The sequence below is a fragment of the Sphingomonas sp. HT-1 genome, assembly GCF_048568905.1.
Classification (GTDB): Bacteria; Pseudomonadota; Alphaproteobacteria; order Sphingomonadales; family Sphingomonadaceae; genus Sphingomonas.
The window spans coordinates 1,224,173-1,245,428 of record NZ_CP183770.1 but is presented as its reverse complement, the minus strand read 5'-3'; the positions used below and the strand labels follow the sequence as shown (position 1 = coordinate 1,245,428).

Annotated in this window: 14 protein-coding genes; 8 read left to right on the top strand and 6 right to left on the bottom strand. The window is 68.1% G+C overall.

The window, feature by feature from the left end; genetic code table 11:
• Positions 1-26: 26 nt before the first annotated feature.
• The 4 genes from ACNFJ7_RS05855 to ACNFJ7_RS05840 all read right to left on the bottom strand — a co-directional run bounded on the left by ACNFJ7_RS05855 (position 27) and on the right by ACNFJ7_RS05840 (position 8,246).
• On the bottom strand, positions 27-1,415 hold the full coding sequence (locus tag ACNFJ7_RS05855; protein ID WP_236704507.1) for a 3-keto-disaccharide hydrolase: 1,389 nt from the start codon (positions 1,413-1,415) through the stop codon (positions 27-29).
• 290 nt (positions 1,416-1,705) lie between these two features.
• The gene (locus ACNFJ7_RS05850; protein ID WP_236704508.1) at positions 1,706-2,881 is read right to left on the bottom strand and encodes a serine hydrolase domain-containing protein; all 1,176 of its coding nucleotides are present in this window, start codon (positions 2,879-2,881) and stop codon (positions 1,706-1,708) included.
• Positions 2,878-5,259, bottom strand: coding sequence for a penicillin acylase family protein (locus ACNFJ7_RS05845; protein WP_019370084.1), 2,382 nt, complete (start codon positions 5,257-5,259; stop codon positions 2,878-2,880). Before ACNFJ7_RS05845 ends, ACNFJ7_RS05850 begins: the two co-directional genes overlap by 4 nt.
• Before the next feature lie 38 nt (positions 5,260-5,297).
• Positions 5,298-8,246 carry a TonB-dependent receptor plug domain-containing protein gene (locus ACNFJ7_RS05840; protein ID WP_019370083.1) on the bottom strand — a complete coding sequence of 983 codons (2,949 nt, stop codon included), beginning with the start codon at positions 8,244-8,246 and terminating at the stop codon, positions 5,298-5,300.
• A 247-nt stretch (positions 8,247-8,493) separates the two neighbouring features.
• Between ACNFJ7_RS05840 and ACNFJ7_RS05835 the strand changes: the two genes are divergently transcribed.
• The 8 genes from ACNFJ7_RS05835 to ACNFJ7_RS05800 all read left to right on the top strand — a co-directional run bounded on the left by ACNFJ7_RS05835 (position 8,494) and on the right by ACNFJ7_RS05800 (position 20,237).
• Complete coding sequence (locus tag ACNFJ7_RS05835) at positions 8,494-10,830, top strand: penicillin acylase family protein (RefSeq protein ID WP_019370082.1); 2,337 nt, start codon at positions 8,494-8,496, stop codon at positions 10,828-10,830.
• Positions 10,827-12,413: an N-acyl-D-amino-acid deacylase family protein gene (locus ACNFJ7_RS05830; RefSeq protein ID WP_019370081.1), complete on the top strand. Its 1,587-nt coding sequence runs from the start codon at positions 10,827-10,829 to the stop codon at positions 12,411-12,413. Before ACNFJ7_RS05835 ends, ACNFJ7_RS05830 begins: the two co-directional genes overlap by 4 nt.
• A gap of 70 nt (positions 12,414-12,483) precedes the next feature.
• Positions 12,484-13,530 (top strand): N-acetyltransferase DgcN, encoded by a 1,047-nt coding sequence (gene dgcN / locus ACNFJ7_RS05825; RefSeq protein ID WP_019370080.1) that lies wholly within the window; start codon positions 12,484-12,486, stop codon positions 13,528-13,530.
• Positions 13,488-14,486 (top strand): N-acetyl-D-Glu racemase DgcA, encoded by a 999-nt coding sequence (gene dgcA, locus ACNFJ7_RS05820; RefSeq protein ID WP_019370079.1) that lies wholly within the window; start codon positions 13,488-13,490, stop codon positions 14,484-14,486. Before dgcN ends, dgcA begins: the two co-directional genes overlap by 43 nt.
• On the top strand, positions 14,477-15,727 hold the full coding sequence (locus tag ACNFJ7_RS05815) for a dicarboxylate/amino acid:cation symporter (protein WP_019370078.1): 1,251 nt from the start codon (positions 14,477-14,479) through the stop codon (positions 15,725-15,727). Before dgcA ends, ACNFJ7_RS05815 begins: the two co-directional genes overlap by 10 nt.
• A gap of 24 nt (positions 15,728-15,751) precedes the next feature.
• Positions 15,752-16,636 (top strand): LysR family transcriptional regulator, encoded by an 885-nt coding sequence (locus ACNFJ7_RS05810; RefSeq protein WP_019370077.1) that lies wholly within the window; start codon positions 15,752-15,754, stop codon positions 16,634-16,636.
• Positions 16,633-18,063: a D-alanyl-D-alanine carboxypeptidase/D-alanyl-D-alanine-endopeptidase gene (gene dacB, locus ACNFJ7_RS05805; RefSeq protein WP_019370076.1), complete on the top strand. Its 1,431-nt coding sequence runs from the start codon at positions 16,633-16,635 to the stop codon at positions 18,061-18,063. The genes ACNFJ7_RS05810 and dacB overlap by 4 nt, the downstream gene beginning before the upstream one ends.
• A 77-nt stretch (positions 18,064-18,140) precedes the next feature.
• Complete coding sequence (locus ACNFJ7_RS05800; protein WP_019370075.1) at positions 18,141-20,237, top strand: alpha/beta fold hydrolase; 2,097 nt, start codon at positions 18,141-18,143, stop codon at positions 20,235-20,237.
• Here the strand turns inward: ACNFJ7_RS05800 and ACNFJ7_RS05795 are convergent.
• Entirely contained in the window at positions 20,223-20,366 is a 144-nt protein-coding gene (locus ACNFJ7_RS05795) for a hypothetical protein (protein WP_162839598.1), read from the bottom strand. The genes ACNFJ7_RS05800 and ACNFJ7_RS05795 overlap by 15 nt on opposite strands.
• On the bottom strand, positions 20,363-21,247 hold the full coding sequence (locus tag ACNFJ7_RS05790) for a BadF/BadG/BcrA/BcrD ATPase family protein (RefSeq protein WP_019370074.1): 885 nt from the start codon (positions 21,245-21,247) through the stop codon (positions 20,363-20,365). Before ACNFJ7_RS05790 ends, ACNFJ7_RS05795 begins: the two co-directional genes overlap by 4 nt.
• Positions 21,248-21,256: the final 9 nt, after the last annotated feature.

Here is a 21,256-nt window from a genome sequence, read left to right as displayed (position 1 = left end):
GTTTCCAGTGATGTGGCCTGTACTTTTCAGAAGCGGCGCAATTTGATCGAGCGGAAATCCACGCGGTCGCCATGATCCTGCAGCAGGATCGCCCCTTCCGCCGTGGTGCCGAAGCCGGTGATCGCGGCGAACTTGCTTTCGGCGATCCGCGCCTTCAGCGCATCGGAGCCGCGCGTATATTCGACAACCTTGAAGCCGTTGAGCCAATGTTCGACATGGTCCCCGCGCACCAGGATGGTTGCGCGGTTCCATTCGCCCGGCGGGTTGCCCCGCTTGCCCGGGCTCGACGGGTCCGAAAGGTTCCGCGCCGGGATCAGGTCGTACAGCGAGGCGAGGGTGCGATTGCCGTCGCGGCCCATCTTCGCATCAGGGTGGCGGGCATCATCGAGCAGCTGATATTCGAAGCCGACATTCGAAACTGCGCCGCCGGCTGCCGGGGCCAGCAGATATTTGATGCCGCTGTTGGCGCCTTCGCTCAGCCGGAAGTCGACCGAGAGCTCGAAGTTTCGGTAGCTGGCATCGGTGGCGATATCGCCGCCGCCGCCGTTTTTGTCGACCGTCAGCACGCCCTGTGCGATCGTCCAGCCGCGCGTGGGGAAGCCGCCACCTTTGGCCGAGTGCCAGCCTTTCGCGCTGCGGCCGTCCCACAGCAGGGTCCATCCGGCGCGGCGCTCGGCGGCGGTCAGCTGGTTAGGCTGCCAGCCCTGCTGTTCCAGCCGGCTCTCAGGCAGCGCATAGCGGGCGGGCGAATCAGTGAGGATGCGCAGGCCCTTGAACCGCACCTCGGGGCCCTTGGCCGCCACCTCGTCCGGCAGCGCATGCACCTGGAACGCCAGGAAGCCGCGCGCATCGGTATCGTCGACGATATCGGCAGCCGGCACGCCGTTGATGAAGGTGCGGATGCGATGGCCGATCGCTTCGACGCGGTAGTGATTCCAGTCGCCCGGACGAAAGGCATTGCGCGCGGCTTCGTTGCGGCCGAGCGTGTAGAGCCATTGGCGGCGCTGTTCGTCATAGAGGCCGGCGCTCCACGCGCGGGGCGAGGGATCGATCTCCGCCTGGTAGCCGAACACGACACCGCTCCGATAGTCGGGCCGGCTTTGGCCGCGGATCATCATGCCCGAGTTGAGCGACGGATCGGTCTTGGCGTCGAACTCGACGATGAAGTCGCCATAGAGCTGGTCGGACACCAGCCAGCTATTGCCCTTGCCGACCACCGCCCGGCCGACCAGTTCGTCACCCACCACCGTGTAGGTGGCGTTGCCGCCTGTGCGATGCCATCCGGCAAGGCCCGGCTTCGGCATGAGGTTGCGCCACGGCGCTGTGGGCTGCCCCCCAAGCGAAGGGGAGGCGGTGGGGAGAGTGAAGGCGGCCATCGGAAGGGCCAATGCCAGTAGCGCGATGGTGCGGACCACGATCTCTCCCCTTGTTCATTCGGCTTGCCGGCACGATTGAAGCTTCGCGCCGAAAGCTGTTGATACGTTAGGCGTAATTTCTGGTCCGGCCAGTTGCAAGCGAGTTGTCAGGCAACCGGTGGTTAAACTTTCCTGAATTGCTGTCTTTGGTCAGGCACCGGGGCCGCTGCGGCGCGCATGGTGCCTTGCGCCACGCGGCAAGTTTGCCGTTGTTGCGCGATGATCCACGCCGTTGCACGGCGCGCTATTGCGGCAATGATTTGTGTTTCCGCCAGTGTGCAGGATCGCGATCAGCGTCGGACGGCGGCGGCATCGATCGCGGACAGCAACGCGGTGTGGATCGCAATGCGCGCGTCGGCGATCCGCTTGTTGCCACGGCTGGGGTTCACCCGATTGCTGAGCAAGATGATGAAGGCGTTGCGCGAACGATCGATATAGATCGAGGTGCCGGTGAACCCGGTGTGCATCAGCGCGTCGGGGGCTGCGCGCGGCCCGGCGAAGCCGCCGGATGCATCGGGCATGTCCCACCCCAAGGCGCGCGAGCTTCCGGGAACGACGGTCTGTCGCGTGGTGAACGCCGCGATGCTGGCGGGTTTCAGCAGCTGCCGGCCGTGGCGGCGACCATGATCGAGATAAAGCTGCGCAACCTGGGCCAGATCCGCTGCGGTGGAGAACAGCCCGGCATGGCCTGCGACTCCGCCCAGCACGAACGCATTCTCGTCATGCACCTCGCCGCGGATCAGTCGGTGCCGAAAGACGTCGTCCTGCTCGGTGGGCGGAATGCGCGCGATCCGGCGTGCCGGCGGATTGAAGCCGGTATCCTTCATGCCGAGCGGCTCGAAGACAGCGTCGTGCAGGAACCGACCCAGCGGTTTGCCCGCCAGGCGCTCGACGATCTCGCCCATCAGGATCATGTTCTCGTCGCGATACTGGTAGCGGGATCCGGGTTCCCAGGCGAGCGGCATATGGTCGATCCGTGCGAGCAGTTCCTGCCGGTTACGGCTGTGCTGCCACAGTAGCTCGGAAGTGAACAGGCCCGAGCTGTGGCTGAGCAGGTGCCGCACCGTGATCCGATCATGCCCGGGCGCGCCGCCAAAGGCAGGAAGATACTCGGCCACCGGCCGATCGAGATCGAGCAATCCGCGATCGTAGAGCAGTTCTGCAGCCGTCGTCGTACCGATCACCTTGGTGAGCGATGCGAGATCAAAAATCGCGTCGCGGGGCATCGGAGGCGCATCGGGCGCCGCGGACATCCTGCCGAAGCTTCGCAGCGCGACGAGCCGGCCCTGCATCCCGACCGCGACCACCGCGCCGGGAAAGGCCTTGCCGACCCAGGCCTGGACCTCGGCCCAGGCAGCATCGAAGCGCGAGCCCCGAGCTGCGGCGGCGGCATAGTCCTCCGGAAGCGGGACGGCGATGACCGCGATGCCGATGCCCAGTGCCATTTGCCGTCGCGTAAGCTTCATGGGCGGAGTTCCGTGACCTGCCGGGCGTGCGCGTCGACAGCCTTCCGGCTGAAGGGGAAGCGTCGCGTCTGTCCCGCGATCCAGGCAGCGTAGGTGTCGCGGTAATGCGGCGAGCGCGGGTCGATCGACTGGCCGGGCAGCGCAAGAACCCGCGACTCGTCCCAGTTGCCGACATCGTTGACGATCAGGAAACTGGCACCGTGGCTGACGGTGCAGTCGCGTGCCGCGACATAGCCGCGCGCCATCACCGTGAAGCCATCGCCGCCCGATCCTCCGCCTTCAATCGCGGGCAGCGCCGCGGCAATCGCCGGAAGGCGAGAGAGCGGGTGCCGCAGAACCACCCGGTGCGCATCGCCCCAGCGCCACTGTGCGGGATCGGGGCCGAACGTGCGTAGCGCCGACTCCCAGCCCTTGGCCAAGGCTGCCGCAAGCATCGCATCGCGCGCCGCTATCGGCTCCGGCCCGAACCGCGCGTCGGGCTGGGCGAGCAGCGCCAGCATCGGGCGCGGGTCGACCGACTTGACCAGATCGCGCGCCGCTGGCGGCACTACCGCCGCGAGGAACGCCTTGCCCAGTTCGATCCAGAACATTTCGAACAGCGCGGCGGGCGCGGACTCCGCCTCCAAATGCATGTCCCAGCGCCGGAGCATTGCCGCTGCGGGGCCTGCGGCGCCGTCGAGGCGAGCGGGCAAGAGCGGGATGAGCGCACGTGCGGGCAGCGACAGGGTGTCCTGTTGTAGCGCGACGCTGCTTTCGATGCCGTGCTTGCTCGGCTGACGCAGCACCTCGACGATGCGTTCGTAGCGATAGGGCGCGTTCCAGGTGAAGCTGCTGACCCGCTTGCCCGGCGACCAGCTATCCGGAAGATTGAACTGGTTGGCCGAGGCGAACCAGCCGCTTGCGGGATTGAGGACGGACGGCATTTCCTGCGTCGGCACGATGCCTTGCCAGTCGTAGCGGCCATCGCCCGGCACCGGCAGCAGGCCATCGTGACGCGCGCGGATGGGGACGTGGCCGAGCATCCGCCAGCCGGTATTCCCGTCCCGATCGGCATAATGGAGATTGGTGGGCGCGACGTGCAGCCGGGCGGCCTCGGCCAGTTCTTCCCAGTTCTTCGCCAGGTTGAGCGCGATGATGGCGAAGGTCATGTTGGCGCCGGGGCGAAGTGATACCGATGCCATCGCCGTGGCCCGCAGCGTCTTCGGGTCGTGCCGCAGCACCGGGCCGTACTCGGCATGGCGCGAGGCGACGCGCACGTCCGGCGCGTCCTTCACGCGGATCGTGTGAGTCACCGTCTCGAAGCGCTTCCACATGCCCCCGTGGCGATATTGCTCGGGATCGTCCGGGTTCAGCGCTAGGACGAACAGGTCTTCCTGATCGATGTGCGTGTTGGTGCGCCCGAACGCATAGTGATCGGTATGTCCCTGCATGATGCCGGGCATGCCGGGGCTGCCGGCACCGATCACATCAAAGCCCGGCGCGGTCAGATGGGCGAGGTGGCGCGGCGAAAATCCGCCGATGCCCAGATGCGGATCATTGGCAAGAATGGGTCTTCCGGTGGCAGACTGCGATGCCGGGATCGTCCAGGCATTGCTGCCATGCGCTTCGCGATCGAGGCGGTCGTACACCGGATCATAGTAAGCGAGCACCTCGTCGCTCCAGGGCAGCGGTCCTTCGGTCGTTGCGAGGATACCCAGATCGGCCTTGGAGACCGCGCCCAGATCGAGACCTTCCGGAATTCGGGGCTGCCAATCCCAGGCGAGCGGCGCGACCAGCGCATCGAGATCGAGCAGACCGCGCGCCGCCAGCTGCGCGCGCCGGACCTCGTCGGTGGTACTGCCCATGTCACCGCTGCGGATGCGGACCAGATCGGCGACGTCCCAGCGCAGCGGACGCAGCTGCAGCACGCCATATTCGGGCGGCAGGTCTGCCGGATTGGCCTCCAGCTCGGCGATGCGCGCATTGATGCCGGCCACATAGGCCCGGGCACATGCGACCACGTTTGCGGGCAGCGCTGCCAGCTCGCCCGCGATGTCGCCGCGGAAGTGCAGCAGGCGGGCGGCTTCGTCATAGGGGACGAAGCGCGCGCCGAACGCCTCCGCCAGCCGACCGAGATCCCGCCGGAGCTGGAGGTCGATCTGGAACAGCCGATCGCGTGCGACGACATAGCCCTGGCCGAAATAGGCGTCAGGGATCGATTCTGCGCGGATATGGGGTACGCCCCATTCGTCGTCGACGATCGTCACAGGTCGGCGTGCGCCCACGGCCTTCACCTCTCTCCCGGCCGGATCGCGCCGAGCCGCGCCCGCTGCGCCCCGCCACCCGGTGAGGGCGATGGCGGCGCAGGACACCAACAGGAAGCGGCGGCGATAGTTCACGCGGGTAGCCGTTGGTGCGCCATCCCCGCCGCGGCCGCTCAGCGCGTTTCGAAGCGGATGCCGATGCGGAAGGCGCGGCCCAGCAGATCCGAATAGGTGCTGTTCGCCGCCAGCCCCGTCTCCGGCAACAGAATGGGATCGCGATCGAACAGGTTGGTGACGTTGAGGAACAGCTCGCCGCGTGCGCCGCTGCCCGTCTTGATCTTGGCGGTCAGGTTCAGATCGACGTACAAGGCACCCGGAATATGGTTGTCGTCGATCGTCGGGAACTGCGAGACGGTCGCGGCCGGGCGACCGACCGGGCAGTTGCTGCTGCACTCGATATAATTGTTGCCATAGGTTCCGCTGCTCACGCCGCGCGCCGTGCCCGTCACCGAGAAATGATCGTTGTCGTAGCTGGCATTGAAGCGATAGATCCATTTGGGCGGCGCGGTGCCGCTCAGCTGGCCGACCACGTTGATCGGCACGACGTTCGGCACACCGCTGTCGGTGATGTTGCGGATGTACCGCGTCGCCAAGCCGTGCAGGGTCACGGCGCCGGGTGCCTTGCCGAAAATCTGGTCTAGCCCGATGCGGTAGCTTGCGTCGAAGTCGATGCCGCGCACCGACTGCCGCGCGAAGTTGAACGGGCTGGCGCGGAAGAACAGTTCGCGGTCGCCCGTGGGATCGGGGCCATAGGCAGAGCAGAATTCGGTGCGGCCTTCATAGCAGCGATTGATGATGTCCTGCGCGAAGAACTGCCCGATCGCATCCTTCAGCTTGATGTCGAAACCGTCGACCGAAGCCGAGAAGCCCTGGAGAAAACGAGGCTGGAGCACCACGCCGATATTGGTCGAATCGGCTTTCTCCGGGCGAAGATTGGGGTTGCCGGTGGTGATCTCGCGGAAGGTTACGTTGGTGCGCCCGGTCGCGGGATCGGTCAGCGTGTTGGTGCGCGACGTGCCCGACTGGAACAATTCGCTGAGATTGGGCGCCCGAATGTCGCGCGAGCGGGTGGCGCGGAAGCGGATATCCTCAATCGGTTGCCAGCTGGCACCGACCTTCCACGTCGTCACATAGCCCGAGGTGGAGTAATCGGTCGCGCGTACCGCGCCGTTGAACTCGATGCCGAGGCCCAGCGGAACGACGGTTTCGAGATAGGCTTCCTTGACGTTGTAGCTGCCGAAGGTCGGCAGGAAATTGCCCACCGACCAGCCGGTCTGAAACTCCACCGGCACGGAGCCGGAGACGGATTCCCGGCGATATTCGCCGCCGACCGCGACGCTGACATCGCCGGCCCAGGTGGCGAACGGCGTCAGCGACAGGTTGGCACCCGCCACCGTCTGCTGCAGATTCTGGTCGCGATAGGGATCGCCGAGCACATAATCGATGGCGCCCTGACTGGCGACGCCGATGCCCAGCCGGTTGAGCGGCACGCAGCCATTGGTGGGCGCGGTCAGGGTAGACCGGCACACGATCGTTCCCGCCGCTACGCCCAGGGCATTGCCGGCGGGCGCGGCCACCGCGTCGGTCGCGTTGGCCATGCGGGTGGTGTTCATGATGTCGCGCAACTGCTCATGCGCTCTGGTTTCGCCATATTGGCCGTAGATGTTCCAGACGGCAGCCTTGCCGAATGCCTGGAACTCACCCTCTGCGCCGACCGCATAGCGCTGCACGTCGCGACTGCTGTTGTTCTTGCGATAGGGCAGGTCGACCGAGGTGGAGCCGATCGTGACGGAGGTGACGGCGGCCCGCTCCGCCGCGGTGATGAGCCCTGCCGACACCGCATTGCCCAGCGCGGCCTGCAGATAGGGATTTGCGGCGCTGAGGGTGGTGCTGGTGGTCAATTGCGGCCCGGCATTGAACAGCGTCTTCTGCCAGTTGTACGATGCCTCGGCGAAGAGCGAGATGCCGTTGGTGATGTCGTAGCTCACCCGTCCGAACACGCCGCGGCGATCGTCGTCCGCATCCAGGCCGATGTTGCGGCCCTGATCGTTGAGCTGCCAGTCGCCGCCCTGCGTCAGCGACGGGGCTGTGGCGCCGCCCAGCGCAGGGAAGGTGAGCGCGCCATATTGGAACCGGTTCGCCGTGCCGCCCTGGCCGAAATAGAGGCCGCGCAGCCGGTTCGCCACGCCGCCGCTGGAATTGAGGATGATCCCGCCCGGCGTTGCGTTGGCGACCCCCACAGGCTCGCGGATCAGGAATTGCGGCTGGCCGTTGGTGTTCGTGTAGTTCGGGTTGGTGATCCGAACGCGCCCGCGTGCATTCCATTCGCGATCGACCTGGAAGATGCCGTCGCGATGCGCCCATTCGCCGCTGAGCAGCACATGGCCGCGTCCGTCCCTGCCGAAGTCGGTTCCGGCCGCGGCGCTGAAGGAATAGTTGCCGCCGTCGCCTCGCCCGGTGATGCCGCTATCGGCCAGGATCTTGAGACCCTTGTACTTCTTGTCGAGCACGAAGTTGACGACGCCGGCCACCGCGTCCGAGCCATAAGCAGCCGAAGCGCCGCCGGTGACGATCTCGACGCTCTTCACCAGCGCCTGCGGGAAGGTGTTGACGTCGACGAGGCCGGTCACGCTGGACCCTACCGTCCGCCGACCATCAAGCAACACCAGCGTCCGAATCTCGCCCAAGCCGCGCAGGTTGAGCGCGTTGATGCCGGCAAGCCCCGAGCTTATCGCCAGGCGCGAGTTCGAGGGCCGCGTAGAGCCGGCGAGCGCGGGCAGCTGGTTGACGAAGTCGGCGATGTTGTTGGTGGGCGAGGTGTTGCGGATGTCCTCCAGGGTCGCCACCGTCACCGGCGTGGGCGCCTGGAAGCCGTTGCGCAAAATGCGCGTACCGGTGACGATCAGATCGTCGCTGGACGGTGCCTGGGCCTCGGCTTCCGCCTGCGATGGCGGATCGCCGGGGGCGTTCGTCTGGGCGAATGCCGGCACCGCCAGCGCCATCGACAAGGCCGCCACGCCGGTTCCGGTCGATAGTAGCCGCCGCCATGATCCGTCGGTCATCTGCAATCCCCCTGGTTAATGCGTATCGAGCGTGATTTCCCTGCGGACGGTCATTTTCTTGTCGCTGATCCGTACTAGGGGCGATGGTGCAGGGCGAAGGCGAAGCAGGTCAAGGGCAACCCAACTTCCGATCGTTTGGTGTGCCATAGCCTTCGCCTATGGTGCGATTGCGCGCGCCTCCCGCCGCTCTATGCTCCCCTCGCGACCGCTTATGCGGGGCCTGGGCATAGCCGGACAAGGGGAATTCATGGTCGATCGCCGCACCTTCCTGCTTGGCGCCACGGCCTTCGGCGCCTTCGCGCCTTGGCGAGGGTCTGCCCGGTCACTTGCACCGGCTGCGCGGATCGAAGTGGCGGGGCTTTCGCGGCCGATCGAGATCATCGACGATCAATGGGGGGTGCCGCACATCCGGGCCGCAACCAAGGCCGACGCTTTTTTCGGCCAGGGCTATGTCGTCGCGCGCGATCGGCTGTTCCAGATCGACCTTGCGCATCGTCGCGCCATGGGGCGGATGGCGGAAGTGTTCGGCGCGGAGTTTGCCGATCATGATGCGGCCGCGCGGCTGTTCCACTATCGCGGCGACCTCGACGCCGAACTGGCCCGCATTCCGCGCGACGTTCTCGAATGTGTGCGCGGCTATGTGGCGGGGATCAATGCGCGAATTGCCGAGGTGGCGCGCGATCGTACGCTGCTCCCGCTCGAATACCGCATCCTGGACGTGATGCCGCTGCGCTGGCAGTTGACCGATCTGGTGCTGGCGAGAGGCGGCTCGATCGGCAATGTCGATGACGAGGTGCGGCGCGCACGGTTGGCTGCGTTGGGGCTGCTCGAACTGGACCGACTGGTGGCCCCGCTGCGCCCCCATATCGCAATGACCGTGCCCGATGGGCTCGATCCGCAACAGGTGCGCGAGGCGGATATGGGCGTGCTGCGGCTGGGCGCGTTGCCGTTCGGCCGCGACACGCCGACGCAGGACGCGGACGATATGATGAGCGCCGCAAATGCGGGATCGAACGCGTGGACCGTGGCGGGGAACCGCACCGCTACCGGGCGCCCTATATTGGCGAACGACCCCCATCTCGGCATCGGCGGCTTCGGGCCTCGCCATGTCGCGCATCTGACCGCGCCGGGCCTCGACGTAATCGGCGGCGGCGCCCCGGGGCTGGCCGGGATCATGCAGGGCCATACCGATCGCTTCGCGTTCGGCCGCACCAATTTCCACATCGATCAGGAAGACCTGTTCGTGTTGGAGCTCGATCCGCAGGATCCCGAACGTTATCGCCACGATGGCGGCTGGAAGCGCTTCGTGCGGCACGATGTCGCCATTGCGGTGAAGGATGCGGATCCGAGGCAGGTGGTGCTTCGCTATGCGGTGCAGGGGCCGGTCCTTTCGCACGATCCGGCGCGTGGGCGCGCAACCGTTCTGGCGTCGGTGGGGATGCAGCCGGGGGGCTCCGGCGCCTTCTCGATGGTGGCGATCAACCTCGCCCGCGACTGGGCCGGCCTGCGCGAGGCGTTCAAGCTGCACCCGTCGCCCACCAACTTCCATTATGCCGATGTGCGGGGCCATCACGGCCGCCAGGTGATCGGCTTTTGGCCGCAGCGAAAGCGGGGCAACGGCCTGCTGCCGGTGCCGGGCGATGGCCGCTACGACTGGACTGGCATGCGCGATTTTCGCGCGTTGCCCAGCGACTATGATCCGCCGGCGGGCTGGTTTGCTTCCGCCAACCAGAACAACCTGCCGCCCGACTGGCCGGCCGAGCGCAGTCCCGCCTTTTCGTTTCGCGACTCCGCGCGCTACGATCGGATCGCGCAGGTGCTGTCGGCGCAGAGGCGGCACAGCATCGCCGACAGCGTGGCGCTGCAGCACGACACCTTGTCGCTGCTCGCGCAGCGGTTCCAGGCGATGCTGCCACGCCAGCCCTCGCAAGGTGCCGCAGCGGCGGCGACGATGCTCGCGCGCTGGGATGCGCGGATCGAGGGGGCAAGCGGCGCGGCGGCGCTGTACGAGATCGTGCTGCGCGCTCTCAACGCCCGGATGATCGAGGCGCTGGTGCCGGAGGCAGCGCGCAGCCTGATCCCCGCAATTGAGCCGCCCGAACTGATCCGCGTGGCAGCCGCACGACCGGACCTCATCGACGCATCGCTCGCCGCCGGATGGGCGGAGGCGGTGACGCTGCTGGGCAGCGATCCGGCGGCGTGGCGCTGGGACAAGCTGCACCGGGTTCGTATCGCGCATCCGCTGTCGCGTATCCCCGCCATTGCGGCCGCGTTCCCGCCGGTCGAGGCAGGCGGATCGGGCGGCGACAGCTTCACCGTGATGGCGCGGTGGCTGGGGAACGGGCCGGACTGGCGGGTAGGCGGCGGCGCGAGCTATCTGGAAGTGATCGACGTCGGTGACTGGGATCGCTCGGTGATGCTCAATCTGCCGGGCCAGTCGAACGATCCGCGATCGGTGCATCGGCGCGATCAGGTTGCCCCCTGGATTGCGGGCACGATGCAGCCCATGCCGTTCAGCCGTGCCGCCGTGGACGCAGCTGCGGCCGTTACCACTCGCCTTCAGCCCGATAGGAGCCCGCAATGAAGCGCCTTTTCCTGACCGCCCTTGTCTGGTGCGCCGCCACCGCATCGAGCGCGCCGCGCGTCGACGTCGTGATCAGGGGCGGCACCATCTACACGGGTGCGGAAACGGCGCCGTTCGTCGGCGACGTCGAGCTGGAAGGCGACCGCATCGTCTATGTCGGCCGGTCGCGCGGCACGGCGGCGGGCAAGGTGATCGATGCGCGCGGCATGATCGTCGCGCCCGGGCTGATCGACGCGCATACCCATCCGGAAAGCTATATCCGCTCGGCAGATCCGAAGGCGCGGTTGAACCTCCCCTGGCTGGCGCAGGGGGTCTCCACGGTGGTGATCGGCGTTGACGGCTACGGCACGTTCGAAGTGGCGAAAGACGCGAAGGCGCTGGAAGCAAGCGGCATCGGCACCAATGTCGTGCCGTTCGTCGGCTTCGGTTCGATCCGCACGCGCGTGCTCGGCGAAGACGATCGGGCGCCGACGCCCGCGGAGCTGTCGGAAGAGAAGCGCCTCGCCGCGACCGCGATGTGCGAAGGTGCCTATGGCCTGTCGACCGGCTTGTTCTACCCCCCGCAAAGCTTCGCAAAGACCGACGAAGTCGCGGCGGTCGCCAGCGAGGTCGGCAAGCGCGGCGGCATGTACGATACGCACCAGCGCGATGAATCCAGCTATTCGATCGGTCTCCTTGCTTCGACCCGAGAAGCGATCGAGATCGGCCGCATCGCCGGCACGCCGGTGCATTTCGCGCATCTGAAGGCACTCGGCGTCGACCTGCAGGGGCAAGCGCCCGCATTGATCGCGACGATCGAGGCGGCGCGGCGCGCCGGTCAGGACGTGACTGCCGATCAATATCCGTGGCTCGCCTCGGGCTCGAGCGTCGATGCGTCGCTGGTGCCGAGCTGGGCGATGGACGGCGGCTACGCCAAGCTGATCGCGCGCTTCGACGATCCTGCCACGCTGGCGCGGCTGAAGGCCGAGATGACGGAAAATCTGCGCCGACGGGGCGGGGCAGGGTCGCTGCTGCTGACGGCGCAGGGACAGCCCTGGAGCGGCAAGACGCTCGCGGAAATGGCGAAGCAGTGGCAGCTGACTCCGATCGATGCGGCGATCCGCATCCTGCGTACGCCCGATGCGGCGGGCACAGGGCCGGCGGGCACCGACGTAGCCAGCTTCAACATGGCCGATCGCGACGTCGATCTGATCATGAAGCAGCCCTGGGTCGTGACGTCCTCCGACGGATCGAACGGGCATCCGCGCCAATACGCCACTTTCCCGCGGCTCTATCGGACCTATGTCGTCGAGCGGAAGGTGATCAGCCTGGCGCAGTTCATCCGCCGTTCTACCGGGGCCATCGCCGACATGTATCGCATCCCCCAGCGCGGCTATCTGCGAAAGGGCTATCATGCCGATGTCGTGGTGCTGGATCCGAAGCGTTATGCGCCGCGCGCCGATTACCTGCATCCGCGCGTGACCAGCGTCGGCGTGGCGGCGCTGTTCGTCAACGGGCAGCTCGCACTGGCGGACGGCGCGGCGACGGGCGCCGCGGCGGGACGCGCGCTGCTGCGCCCCCGGCCGAGCGGGTGCGACCAATAGCCGCGCGTTATAGGCGGCGACCGGAGAGCGATTGGCGGCGCTCGCACCGGCGCTCCTATCATGCCGCATCATGACCATTCCCGCTCCCTACCTCCTCTATCTCGGCCATTCCGATGACGAGATCGGCCTCAAGACATCGCGCGGTCTGGCCGCGTTTCGCCGTGAGGATTGCGTTGGCGAATGGCGGCACGACGATTGCCCGTTCACGCTCGGTCTGCCGCGGATGGATGCCGCCGCCGGCCGTGCTGCCGGCGCGCAGACGCTGGTGCTGGGCATTGCCAATCCGGGCGGTCGCTTCCCCAACTGGATGATCGGTGATGCGCTGGCCGCGATCCGCGCTGGGCTGAACATCGCGTGCGGGCTCCACGAGCGGCTGCGCGACGTGCCCGAACTGGTCACGGCGGCGGCCGAGGCCGGCGTTGCGCTGTTCGACGTGCGCGATGCGCCGACAAACCTGCCGGTCGGCAACGGGCGGCGGCGCGCGGGCAACCGGCTGCTGACGGTCGGTACCGACTGCTCGGTCGGCAAAATGTACGCGACGCTGTGTCTGCGCGACGCGCTCCGGGAGCGGGGGATCAAAGCCGATTTCCGCGCCACCGGCCAGACCGGCATCCTGATTGCGGGGGGCGGGGTGCCGCTCGACGCGGTGATCGCCGATTTCATCGCCGGGGCCATCGAGACGCTGGCACCGGCGCGCGAGGACGATGGCTGGGATCTGATCGAAGGGCAGGGATCGCTGTTCCACCCTGCCTTTGCCGGCGTTTCGACTGGGCTGCTCCATGGTGCGCAGCCGACGGCGCTGGTGCTTTGCCACGATCCGGTGCGCCCGCACATGCGGGGCCTGCCGCATTTTCCGATGCCGGGGCTTGCCGAGTGCCTGGAAACCAATTTGCGCGTGGCGCGGCTGACCAGCCCTGACGTGCGCGCTGTCGGCGTGGCGCTCAATACCGCCAAGCTGGAGGAGGTTGCCGCCCGGCGGCTGTGTCGCGAGACCGAGGATGCGCTGGGACTGCCCTGTACGGACCCTTATCGCTTCGGATCGGAGGCGATCATCGACCTGCTGCTGGAGACATCATGCGCCGCACCCTCGCCGCTCGTCACGACCGCTTTGCGCTGAGAACGCCGTTCCGCATCTCCCGCGGCGTCAAAACGGCCGCCGATGTGGTGACGGTGACGATCTGCCAAGGCGGAACGCAGGGTTGGGGCGAGGGCGTGCCCTATCCCCGATATGGCGAGACGGTCGAAGGCGCGATCGCGGAGGTCGAGCGGGTGCGCGCGCTGATCGAGGAAGGGGCGACGCGTGCGGACATCCTCCAAGCGATGCCTGCGAGCGCCGCCCGCAACGCGGTCGATTGTGCATTGTGGGACCTGGAAGCCCGGCTGGCGGGGACCAGCGTCGCGGCGCTCGCCGGCGTTGCACCTGCCGATGCGATCGCCTCTGCCATCACGATCGGGATCGACACGCCGGAGGCGATGGCGCGGGCTGCAGGCGATGTAGCGCAGGTTCCGCTCCTCAAGATCAAGGTCGATCGGGACGGAGCCGCAGCCCAGATCGCGGCGGTTCGCGCCGTTGCGCCCGCGCCGCGGCTGATCGTCGATCCCAATGAGAGCTGGCGGGTGGAGGATATCGCCGATCGGCTGCCGCTGCTGCGCGAGCACCGTGTCGACCTGCTTGAACAGCCGGTGCCGGCGGGCGAGGATCAGGGGCTTGCGGCGCTGGCGGGCGCGATTCCGATCTGCGCCGATGAGGCGCTCCACACCCGGGCAGACCTGGATCGGCTCGCGGGTCTGTACAGCCATGTCAACGTGAAGCTCGACAAGACCGGCGGCTTGACCGAAGCATTGGCGCTGGCGGAAGCGGCACAGGCGCGGGGGTTCGGGTTGATGGTGGGCTGCATGGTATGTTCGTCGCTGGGGATCGCGCCGGCGATGCTGGTGGCGCGGGAAGCGGCCTTTGTCGATCTCGACGGGCCGCTCTGGCTGGCCGAAGATCGCCCCGGCGGCGCACGCGACGCGAACGGAATCCTGACGGCGCCGGCCCCCGGCTTTTGGGGAAGCGCGGGTTGCGCGTGATCCGGGGCTGGTTCGCGATCCCGCTGTGGAAGCGGGTGGTCGGTGGGTTGCTGCTGGGCGTCGCGCTCGGACTGATCTGGCCGGAGGGCGCAGGCGCGGTCCGGCTGGTGGGCGAACTGTTCGTCCGGCTGATCAAGATGCTGGTGGTGCCGGTGGTGCTGGTCACCATTTCGGCGGGGATTGCGACGCTCGGCGATCCGCGGCGGCTGGGGTCGATCGGCCTGCGCACCGTGGGGCTGTTCGCAGCCACTACCCTTGTGGCGGTATCGATCGGAATGGCGATGGGGCTGGTGCTGCGCCCCGGCGTCGGCATGTCGCTGGGCGGCGTGGTGCCGCATCCGCTGGGGCCGCCGGTCACGCCAGCCGAGCAGCTACTGTCGATCGTGCCGCTGAACATCGTTGAGGCGCTGGGACGGGGCGACATGCTGGCGATCATTTTCGTCGCCGTCCTCCTCGGGGCCGGCAGCGTGATGGCAGGCGAGGCCGGCAAGCCGGTCGTCGCGCTGTTGCAAGGGCTTTCTTCGGTGCTATTGCATATTGTTCGCGCAGTGATGGAGGTGACGCCCTTCGGCGTTCTCGCACTGATTGCCCAAGCAGTAGCAGTGAACGGCGCAGCCGTGTTCGTCCATGTCGGCTGGCTGGCGCTGGCGGTGGTGCTGGCGTCGCTCGTCCAGATGCTGGGGGTACATGCCGTATTGATCGGCCTCGTCGCCCGGCTGCCGGTCGTCCGTTTCTTCCGCGGCATTGCCGACGCGCTGGTAGTGGCCTTTTCGACGGCGTCGTCCTCCGCGACGCTGCCGGTGGCGCTACGCGTGGCGCAGGACAATCTGGGCGTGTCGCGCGGAGTTGCCTCCACCGTGCTGCCGCTCGGCGCCTCGATCGGCAAGGACGGCACCGCCATGTATGTCGGGCTGCTCGGCCAGTTCGCGCTTCAGGCCCTAGGCATCGTGCCAGACGCGACGATGCTGGTCACGATGCTGCTGACCGGGGCGCTGGCGGCGTTCGGTACCGCGCCGGTGCCGTCGGCATCGCTGTTTATGCTGGCGGCGATGCTTTCTGCGGTCGGCGTAGGTGCGGAGCAGACTGCGTTGGTGGTGGGTCTGGTGCTGCCGTTCGACCGGCTGCTCGACATGACCCGCACCGTGCCCTCCGCTTCGGCCAATCTGGCCGTCGCTACGCTGGTGGCGCGGGGGGAGGACGAACTGGACGCCGCGCGCTTTCGCGGGCCGGTGGCCGAATAGGGGCGGGGGCGCTAGGCTGCATCCATGAACCTGCGCCATATCGAGATTTTCCACGCCGTGTACGTCAACGGATCCGTCTCTGCAGCCGCTCGCGCACTGAACGTCTCGCAGCCCTCGGTATCGAAGACGCTCCGCCACGCGGAGAGCCTGTTGGGGTTCGAACTGTTCCAGCGTTCCAACGGGCGTCTGCTCCCTACCGAGGACGCGCACGCGCTGTTTGCGGACGTCGCCGACATCCAGGAGCGGGTGCGCGCGTTGCGCGAGGCGGGGCGCAACCTGCGCGTCGGGGCGGGGACGACGCTGCGGATCTCGGCATTGCCCAGCCTGGGGTTGGGGGTGTTGCCCGATGCGGTGTCGCGCTTCCTCGTGCGAAGGCCCGATGTCCGCTTCGACCTTCAGACCGTCCATCACGACGATCTGCTGCGCAAGCTGTACGAGCGCGAGAGCGATATCGCGATCGCCAGCGAGCCGCCGCGCGGCGTGGCGCTAACCCATAGCTGGCTGGGCGAGGGCGAACTGGTCGTCCTGTACCGCGAGCGCGACATGCCGGATGCACCGCCGCGGCTGGAACTGTCGCAACTGGTCGTCCGACCGGTGATCTCGCTGAAAGGCAGCGGCCCGATCGGCAAGCTGCTGTCCGAAGAAATCGACCGGCTCGGCCTGGTGCTGAACGAAGTGGTGGTGGCACGGACCTTCTACATCGCGGCGGCGCTCGTGCGCGCGGGCGTCGGGCTGGCGATCGTCGACAATTTCACGGCGGCCGCATCGATGGCGCCTGGGTTATCGATGCGGCCGCTGCGCCCGTCGATCACGTTCGATGTCCACGCCATCCACCTGCTCGATCGACCGCCGTCGATGCTTGTGGCGGAATTCCTGACGATGTTGAGCGAGGAGATCGAACGCCGATGAGCTGGCCAGCGCTGGTTGCCCTGATGCTGGCGGGGGCCCCCGCCGATGTGCCGCCGCCGCTGCCGCCGGGGGTGACGGAGGCCCTGGCCAGGGCGCCGGAGGGCACGCGCATCGGGCTGGTCGTGATCGATGCGGAGGGGCGCGAGATCGTCGCGCTGCGGCCGGACGAGCGTTTTATCCCCGCATCCAACACCAAGTTGTTCACCACCGCCGCCGCCTTCGAGACGCTGGACGTCGCGGTTCCCGATGGGGCGGGCGGCGCAACGGTGCGCCTCGAGGGCCGCGGCACGCCCGCGGTCGTCCTGGCGGGCCATGGCGACGCGCGCCTGTCCTCTGCGCCCGATTGCCGTGTCGATTGCCTGGCGGATCTGGCGGCAGCGGTGGCGCAGAAGGTGCGGGCGGTGGGTGATGTGGTGGGCGACGACACCGCGTTTCCCGATGAGCGCTGGCCATTAGGCATGAGCTGGAACAACATGGCGGGCGTGTACGGCACGGCCATTTCCGCGCTGACGCTGGATGACAATGTCGTGACGCTGACCATCGCGCCGGGCGCGGCTGGCACGCCGCCGCAGGTTACGGGCGACGGCTATTATCGGATCGACAATAGCGCCACGACCGGCCCGGTCGGCAGCCCGCGAACGCTGTCGTTCGAACGTGTGCCGGGTAGCGATCTGCTGCGCCTGACCGGCAGCATCGCCGAGGGAAACCTTCCTGTGGCACTGTCGGTGGGCGTCGACGATCCGGCACACCGCGCGGCTTGGCGCTTCGCGCAGCTGCTGCGTGCGGCAGGCGTGAAGGTGAAGGGGCGGATCGCCGTGCGGCATCGCTCCCTTGTACCGGCCGACGATCCTGCAAATCGTGGCGACGCACCCCTTGCAGCGCCGTCAGAGGCGACCGTGCTGGCGCGGCTCACGCCAGCGCCCCTGAGTGAGGATCTGCGCCATACCAACAAAGTGAGCCAGAATCTTCATGCCGAGCTGTTGCTGCGGCGGCTTGGCTCGAGCGGCTCGGTGGCCGACGGGCACGCCGTCGTCGATGCGCTGCTTGCCCGCGCCAAGGTTGCCAAGGGCGCGGTTGAATTGGCCGATGGGGCCGGCATGTCCAGCTACAACCGCGTGACGCCGCGTGCGACCGTGGCGTTGCTGCGCTGGGCCGCCACCCAGCCTTGGGGAGCGGCATGGCGTGAGACCTTTCCGGTCGCCGCGAGCGACGGGACGCTCGCCCGGCGCTTCACCGGCACGCCGCTCGCGGGCAGGGTATGGGCGAAGACCGGGTCGCTGAATGCTACCAGCGCGCTCGCCGGATATTTGACCGCTGCGAGCGGGCGAACCTTGGCGTTCGCGGCGTATGCCAACGACATACCCGGCGGCACCAGCGCGACCTCGGCGATCGATGCGGCGCTGGTGGCGATCGCCGCCGCCCATTGATCGCATAACCGGGCAATAGGTGGGGCATAGCCACCAGGCATCTGGCCGTACCGCCGCGCGCCGCGCATAGTCGGGCCATGTCGAGACGCTCCCTTTCCGCTCGCCTGTTCCTGCGCCCCACGCTGCTGCTGGGCGCTGCGCTGCTCACGATCGGCGCTGGCGCGACGCCGCCGGACCACGAAGCAGCCATTGCCCGCCTGCTCGGTCTGCCGATGAGCGTGGGGCTGGTCGGCGCAAGTGAGCGGCCGGTCTTCGCGTGGGTGGAGATGCGTGCGGGAGTGCGCACGCTCTGGGTGTCGCCGGGCCCTGGCCAGTCGCCGCGTCGCCTGACCGACACCCGCCGCGACGACGGCGTCGACCTCCACCATCTGGCGCTCAGCCGGGACGGCGCGACGATTGCCTGGACGCAAGGCGGCGACGGTGAATTCCCCGATCTCCCCCCGCCCAACAGCGGCCACGCCGCGCGGGGCGGCACCCAGACGGTGTGGGTCCGCGCCACCGCCGGCGAGGCTATACCGCGGGTGCTGGGGGAGGGCCATTCGCCTGTCTTCTCGCCCGATGGCAGCCGCGTGGCGTTCCTTTCGGGCGGAACGTTGCTGCTCGCGGAGGTGTCTGGCGGCGCGGCGACGAAGCTTGCGCAACTGCCCGGGACGATCGAGGACCTCTCCTGGTCCCCCGATGGCAAGCGACTCCTGTTCGTAAGCCGGCGGCGCGATCACGGTCTGGTCGCGCTGTTCGATCTGGCGAGCGCGGCGCTTTCCTACCCCGATCCGGCGATGACGCAGGACGTCTCGCCGATCTTTTCGCCGGACGGGCGGTCGCTCGCTTTTATCCGCACCGTCGCGCCGCCGTTCGGCGCGACCGGCACCGAGGCCTCCTATTGGAGCGTGCGGGTGGTGGAGCTCGCGACGGGCAAGGCGCACACCGCTTGGCGCGCGACACCGGGCGCTGGCGGGCGCTATTACGGCACCCGCACCGCCAACCTGTTCTGGAGCGCCGACGACCGGCTGCTGTTCCCATCGGAGGCCAGCGGCTGGGTGCATGTGATGGCGGCGCCGGCGCGCGGCGGCACCGCCGTCGACCTGACGCCGGGCGAGGCCGAGGTGGAGAATTTCACCCTTTCGGCCGACCGCCGCACGCTGATCTATGCCGGCAATTTCGGCGATGTGGAGCGGCGACACCTATGGCAGCGCCCGCTGGCGGGCGGCGCCGCGCGGCAGCTGACGGCGGGAGACGGGATCGAAGGCTTCCCCACAATTGCCGGTGATGCGCTGGCGGTGGTGGCCAGCGGCGTCCGCGTGCCGCCCCATGCGGCGCTGGTAAAGGCTGGCGGTGGGCTTGTCCCGATGGTCGCGGGCGGCGATCCGGCCGAAACCGGCGACTTCGTCGCGCCCGAGCCGGTGCGCTTCGCCGCCGAGGATGGCGTCACCGTCCACGCCACGCTGTTCAAAGCGCGCGGCGGGAGCAAGGGGCCGCACCCGGCCCTTATCTTCCTCCATGGCGGCCCGCGGCGGCAGATGCTGCCCGCCTTTCACCTGATGCCCTATTATGCCAACGCCTACCTGCTCAATCAGCACCTGGCGATGGATGGCTTCGATGTGCTGGCGATCAATTATCGCAGCGGCACCGGCTATGGCCGCGCCTTTCGCGAGGCGGCGGAGACCGGACGGGAGGGTGCCAGCGAATATCGCGACGTGCTGGCCGCCGCCCGCTGGCTGGCGGCGCGGCGCGATGTCGATCCGCGCCGCATCGGCCTGTGGGGCGGCAGCTGGGGCGGCTATCTGACCGCGCTGGGGCTGGCGCGGGATAGCGCCATCTTCGCCGCCGGCGTCGACCTGCACGGCGTGCACGACCTCGTCCGCACGCCACCGCCGATGCTGCCGCCCGAGGTGCAGGCGCGTTGGCGCGAGACCGCTTGGCAATCCTCGCCGGCGTCCGCGCTCGATCGCTGGCGCTCGCCGGTGTTGCTGGTGCACGGGGACGACGACCGCAATGTCGATTTCGCCCAGTCGGTGCGGCTCGCCGAGGCGCTGACCGCGCGCGGGGTCAAGCTCGACACGCTGATGCTGCCCGGCGAGCGGCACGAATTCTTCCGCTACGAAAGCTGGGTGAAGGCCTATGCCGCCACGGACGGCTTCCTTGCCGGAGCGCTTGGCGCGTCACCCAAGCAGTAGCGCGAGGGCGTTGGAGGCAAGGAGAGGCGGGGCGGCTGGCGGCGACGGCAGCACACCTGCTGCGGGCCGGGCGATCGGTGCCAGCGCCGCTATGCCGGCGGCGGTGAGGAACTGACGACGCTGGATCATTGCAGCTTCTCCTGAAGCGGGGCGGGCAGACCCGCGAGATAGAGGGCGCCGCTCAGCGCATCGCCGAGCGGGTCGCTAAGCCGGGCAACGGTGCGCGCCCGCAGCCAGGGCCGCACTTTCGGCGCGAGGCCGCCGAGCAGCGCGCAGCGGGTCGCGCCGCGTTCGAAGATCGTTTCGATAAACCGCTCGATATGGCCCACCGCGTCCTCCACGATCGATCGGGCGATAGCGTCGTCCGCTTCGGCATAGGCCATTACAAGTGGCGCGAAGCTGCCATAATCGCGCGGTGTCGCCTGATCCATCCAGGCGATCGCGCGGGCGGTGTCATGGCCGAAGCGCTCGGTAACGGCGGTGCTGAGCGGCGTCGCACGGGTGCGGCCGTCGAGCGCGCGCAGCGCGTGGCGCATCGCGCTTAGGCCCAGCGCCGCGCCGCTGCCTTCGTCCGAAATGGGGAAGCCATAGCCGCCGATGCGGAAATTCTCGCCGTTCACCCGCACCTGGGCGACGCTGCCGGTGCCGATGATCAGGATCGCGCCGTCTCCCCCGCCATGGGCGCCCAGATTGGCGATGCCGGCATCGGTATCGTAGAGGGTCTCCGCGAAGGGAAAGCCGAAACCCTCCAGCGCGGCGAGCACGCCGGGCCGCGAGATGCCGGCAATGCCCATCGCTGCGCGGATGCCGGCGACCTGCGTGTCGTCGAGGCCCGCCGCGTGCACCGCCTGCGCGGTCACGTCGCGCAGCGTGGCATAGAGCGACTCCAGCCCGAGCCCGGCATTGGCCGGCCCGGCCTGCGCCGTCGCGAGCACTCGGCCGGCAGCGTCCACCAGGCGGCAGCGGCAGTTGCTCCCGCCCGCATCCACGCCGAGGAAGAATTGCGTCATCCGATCCTC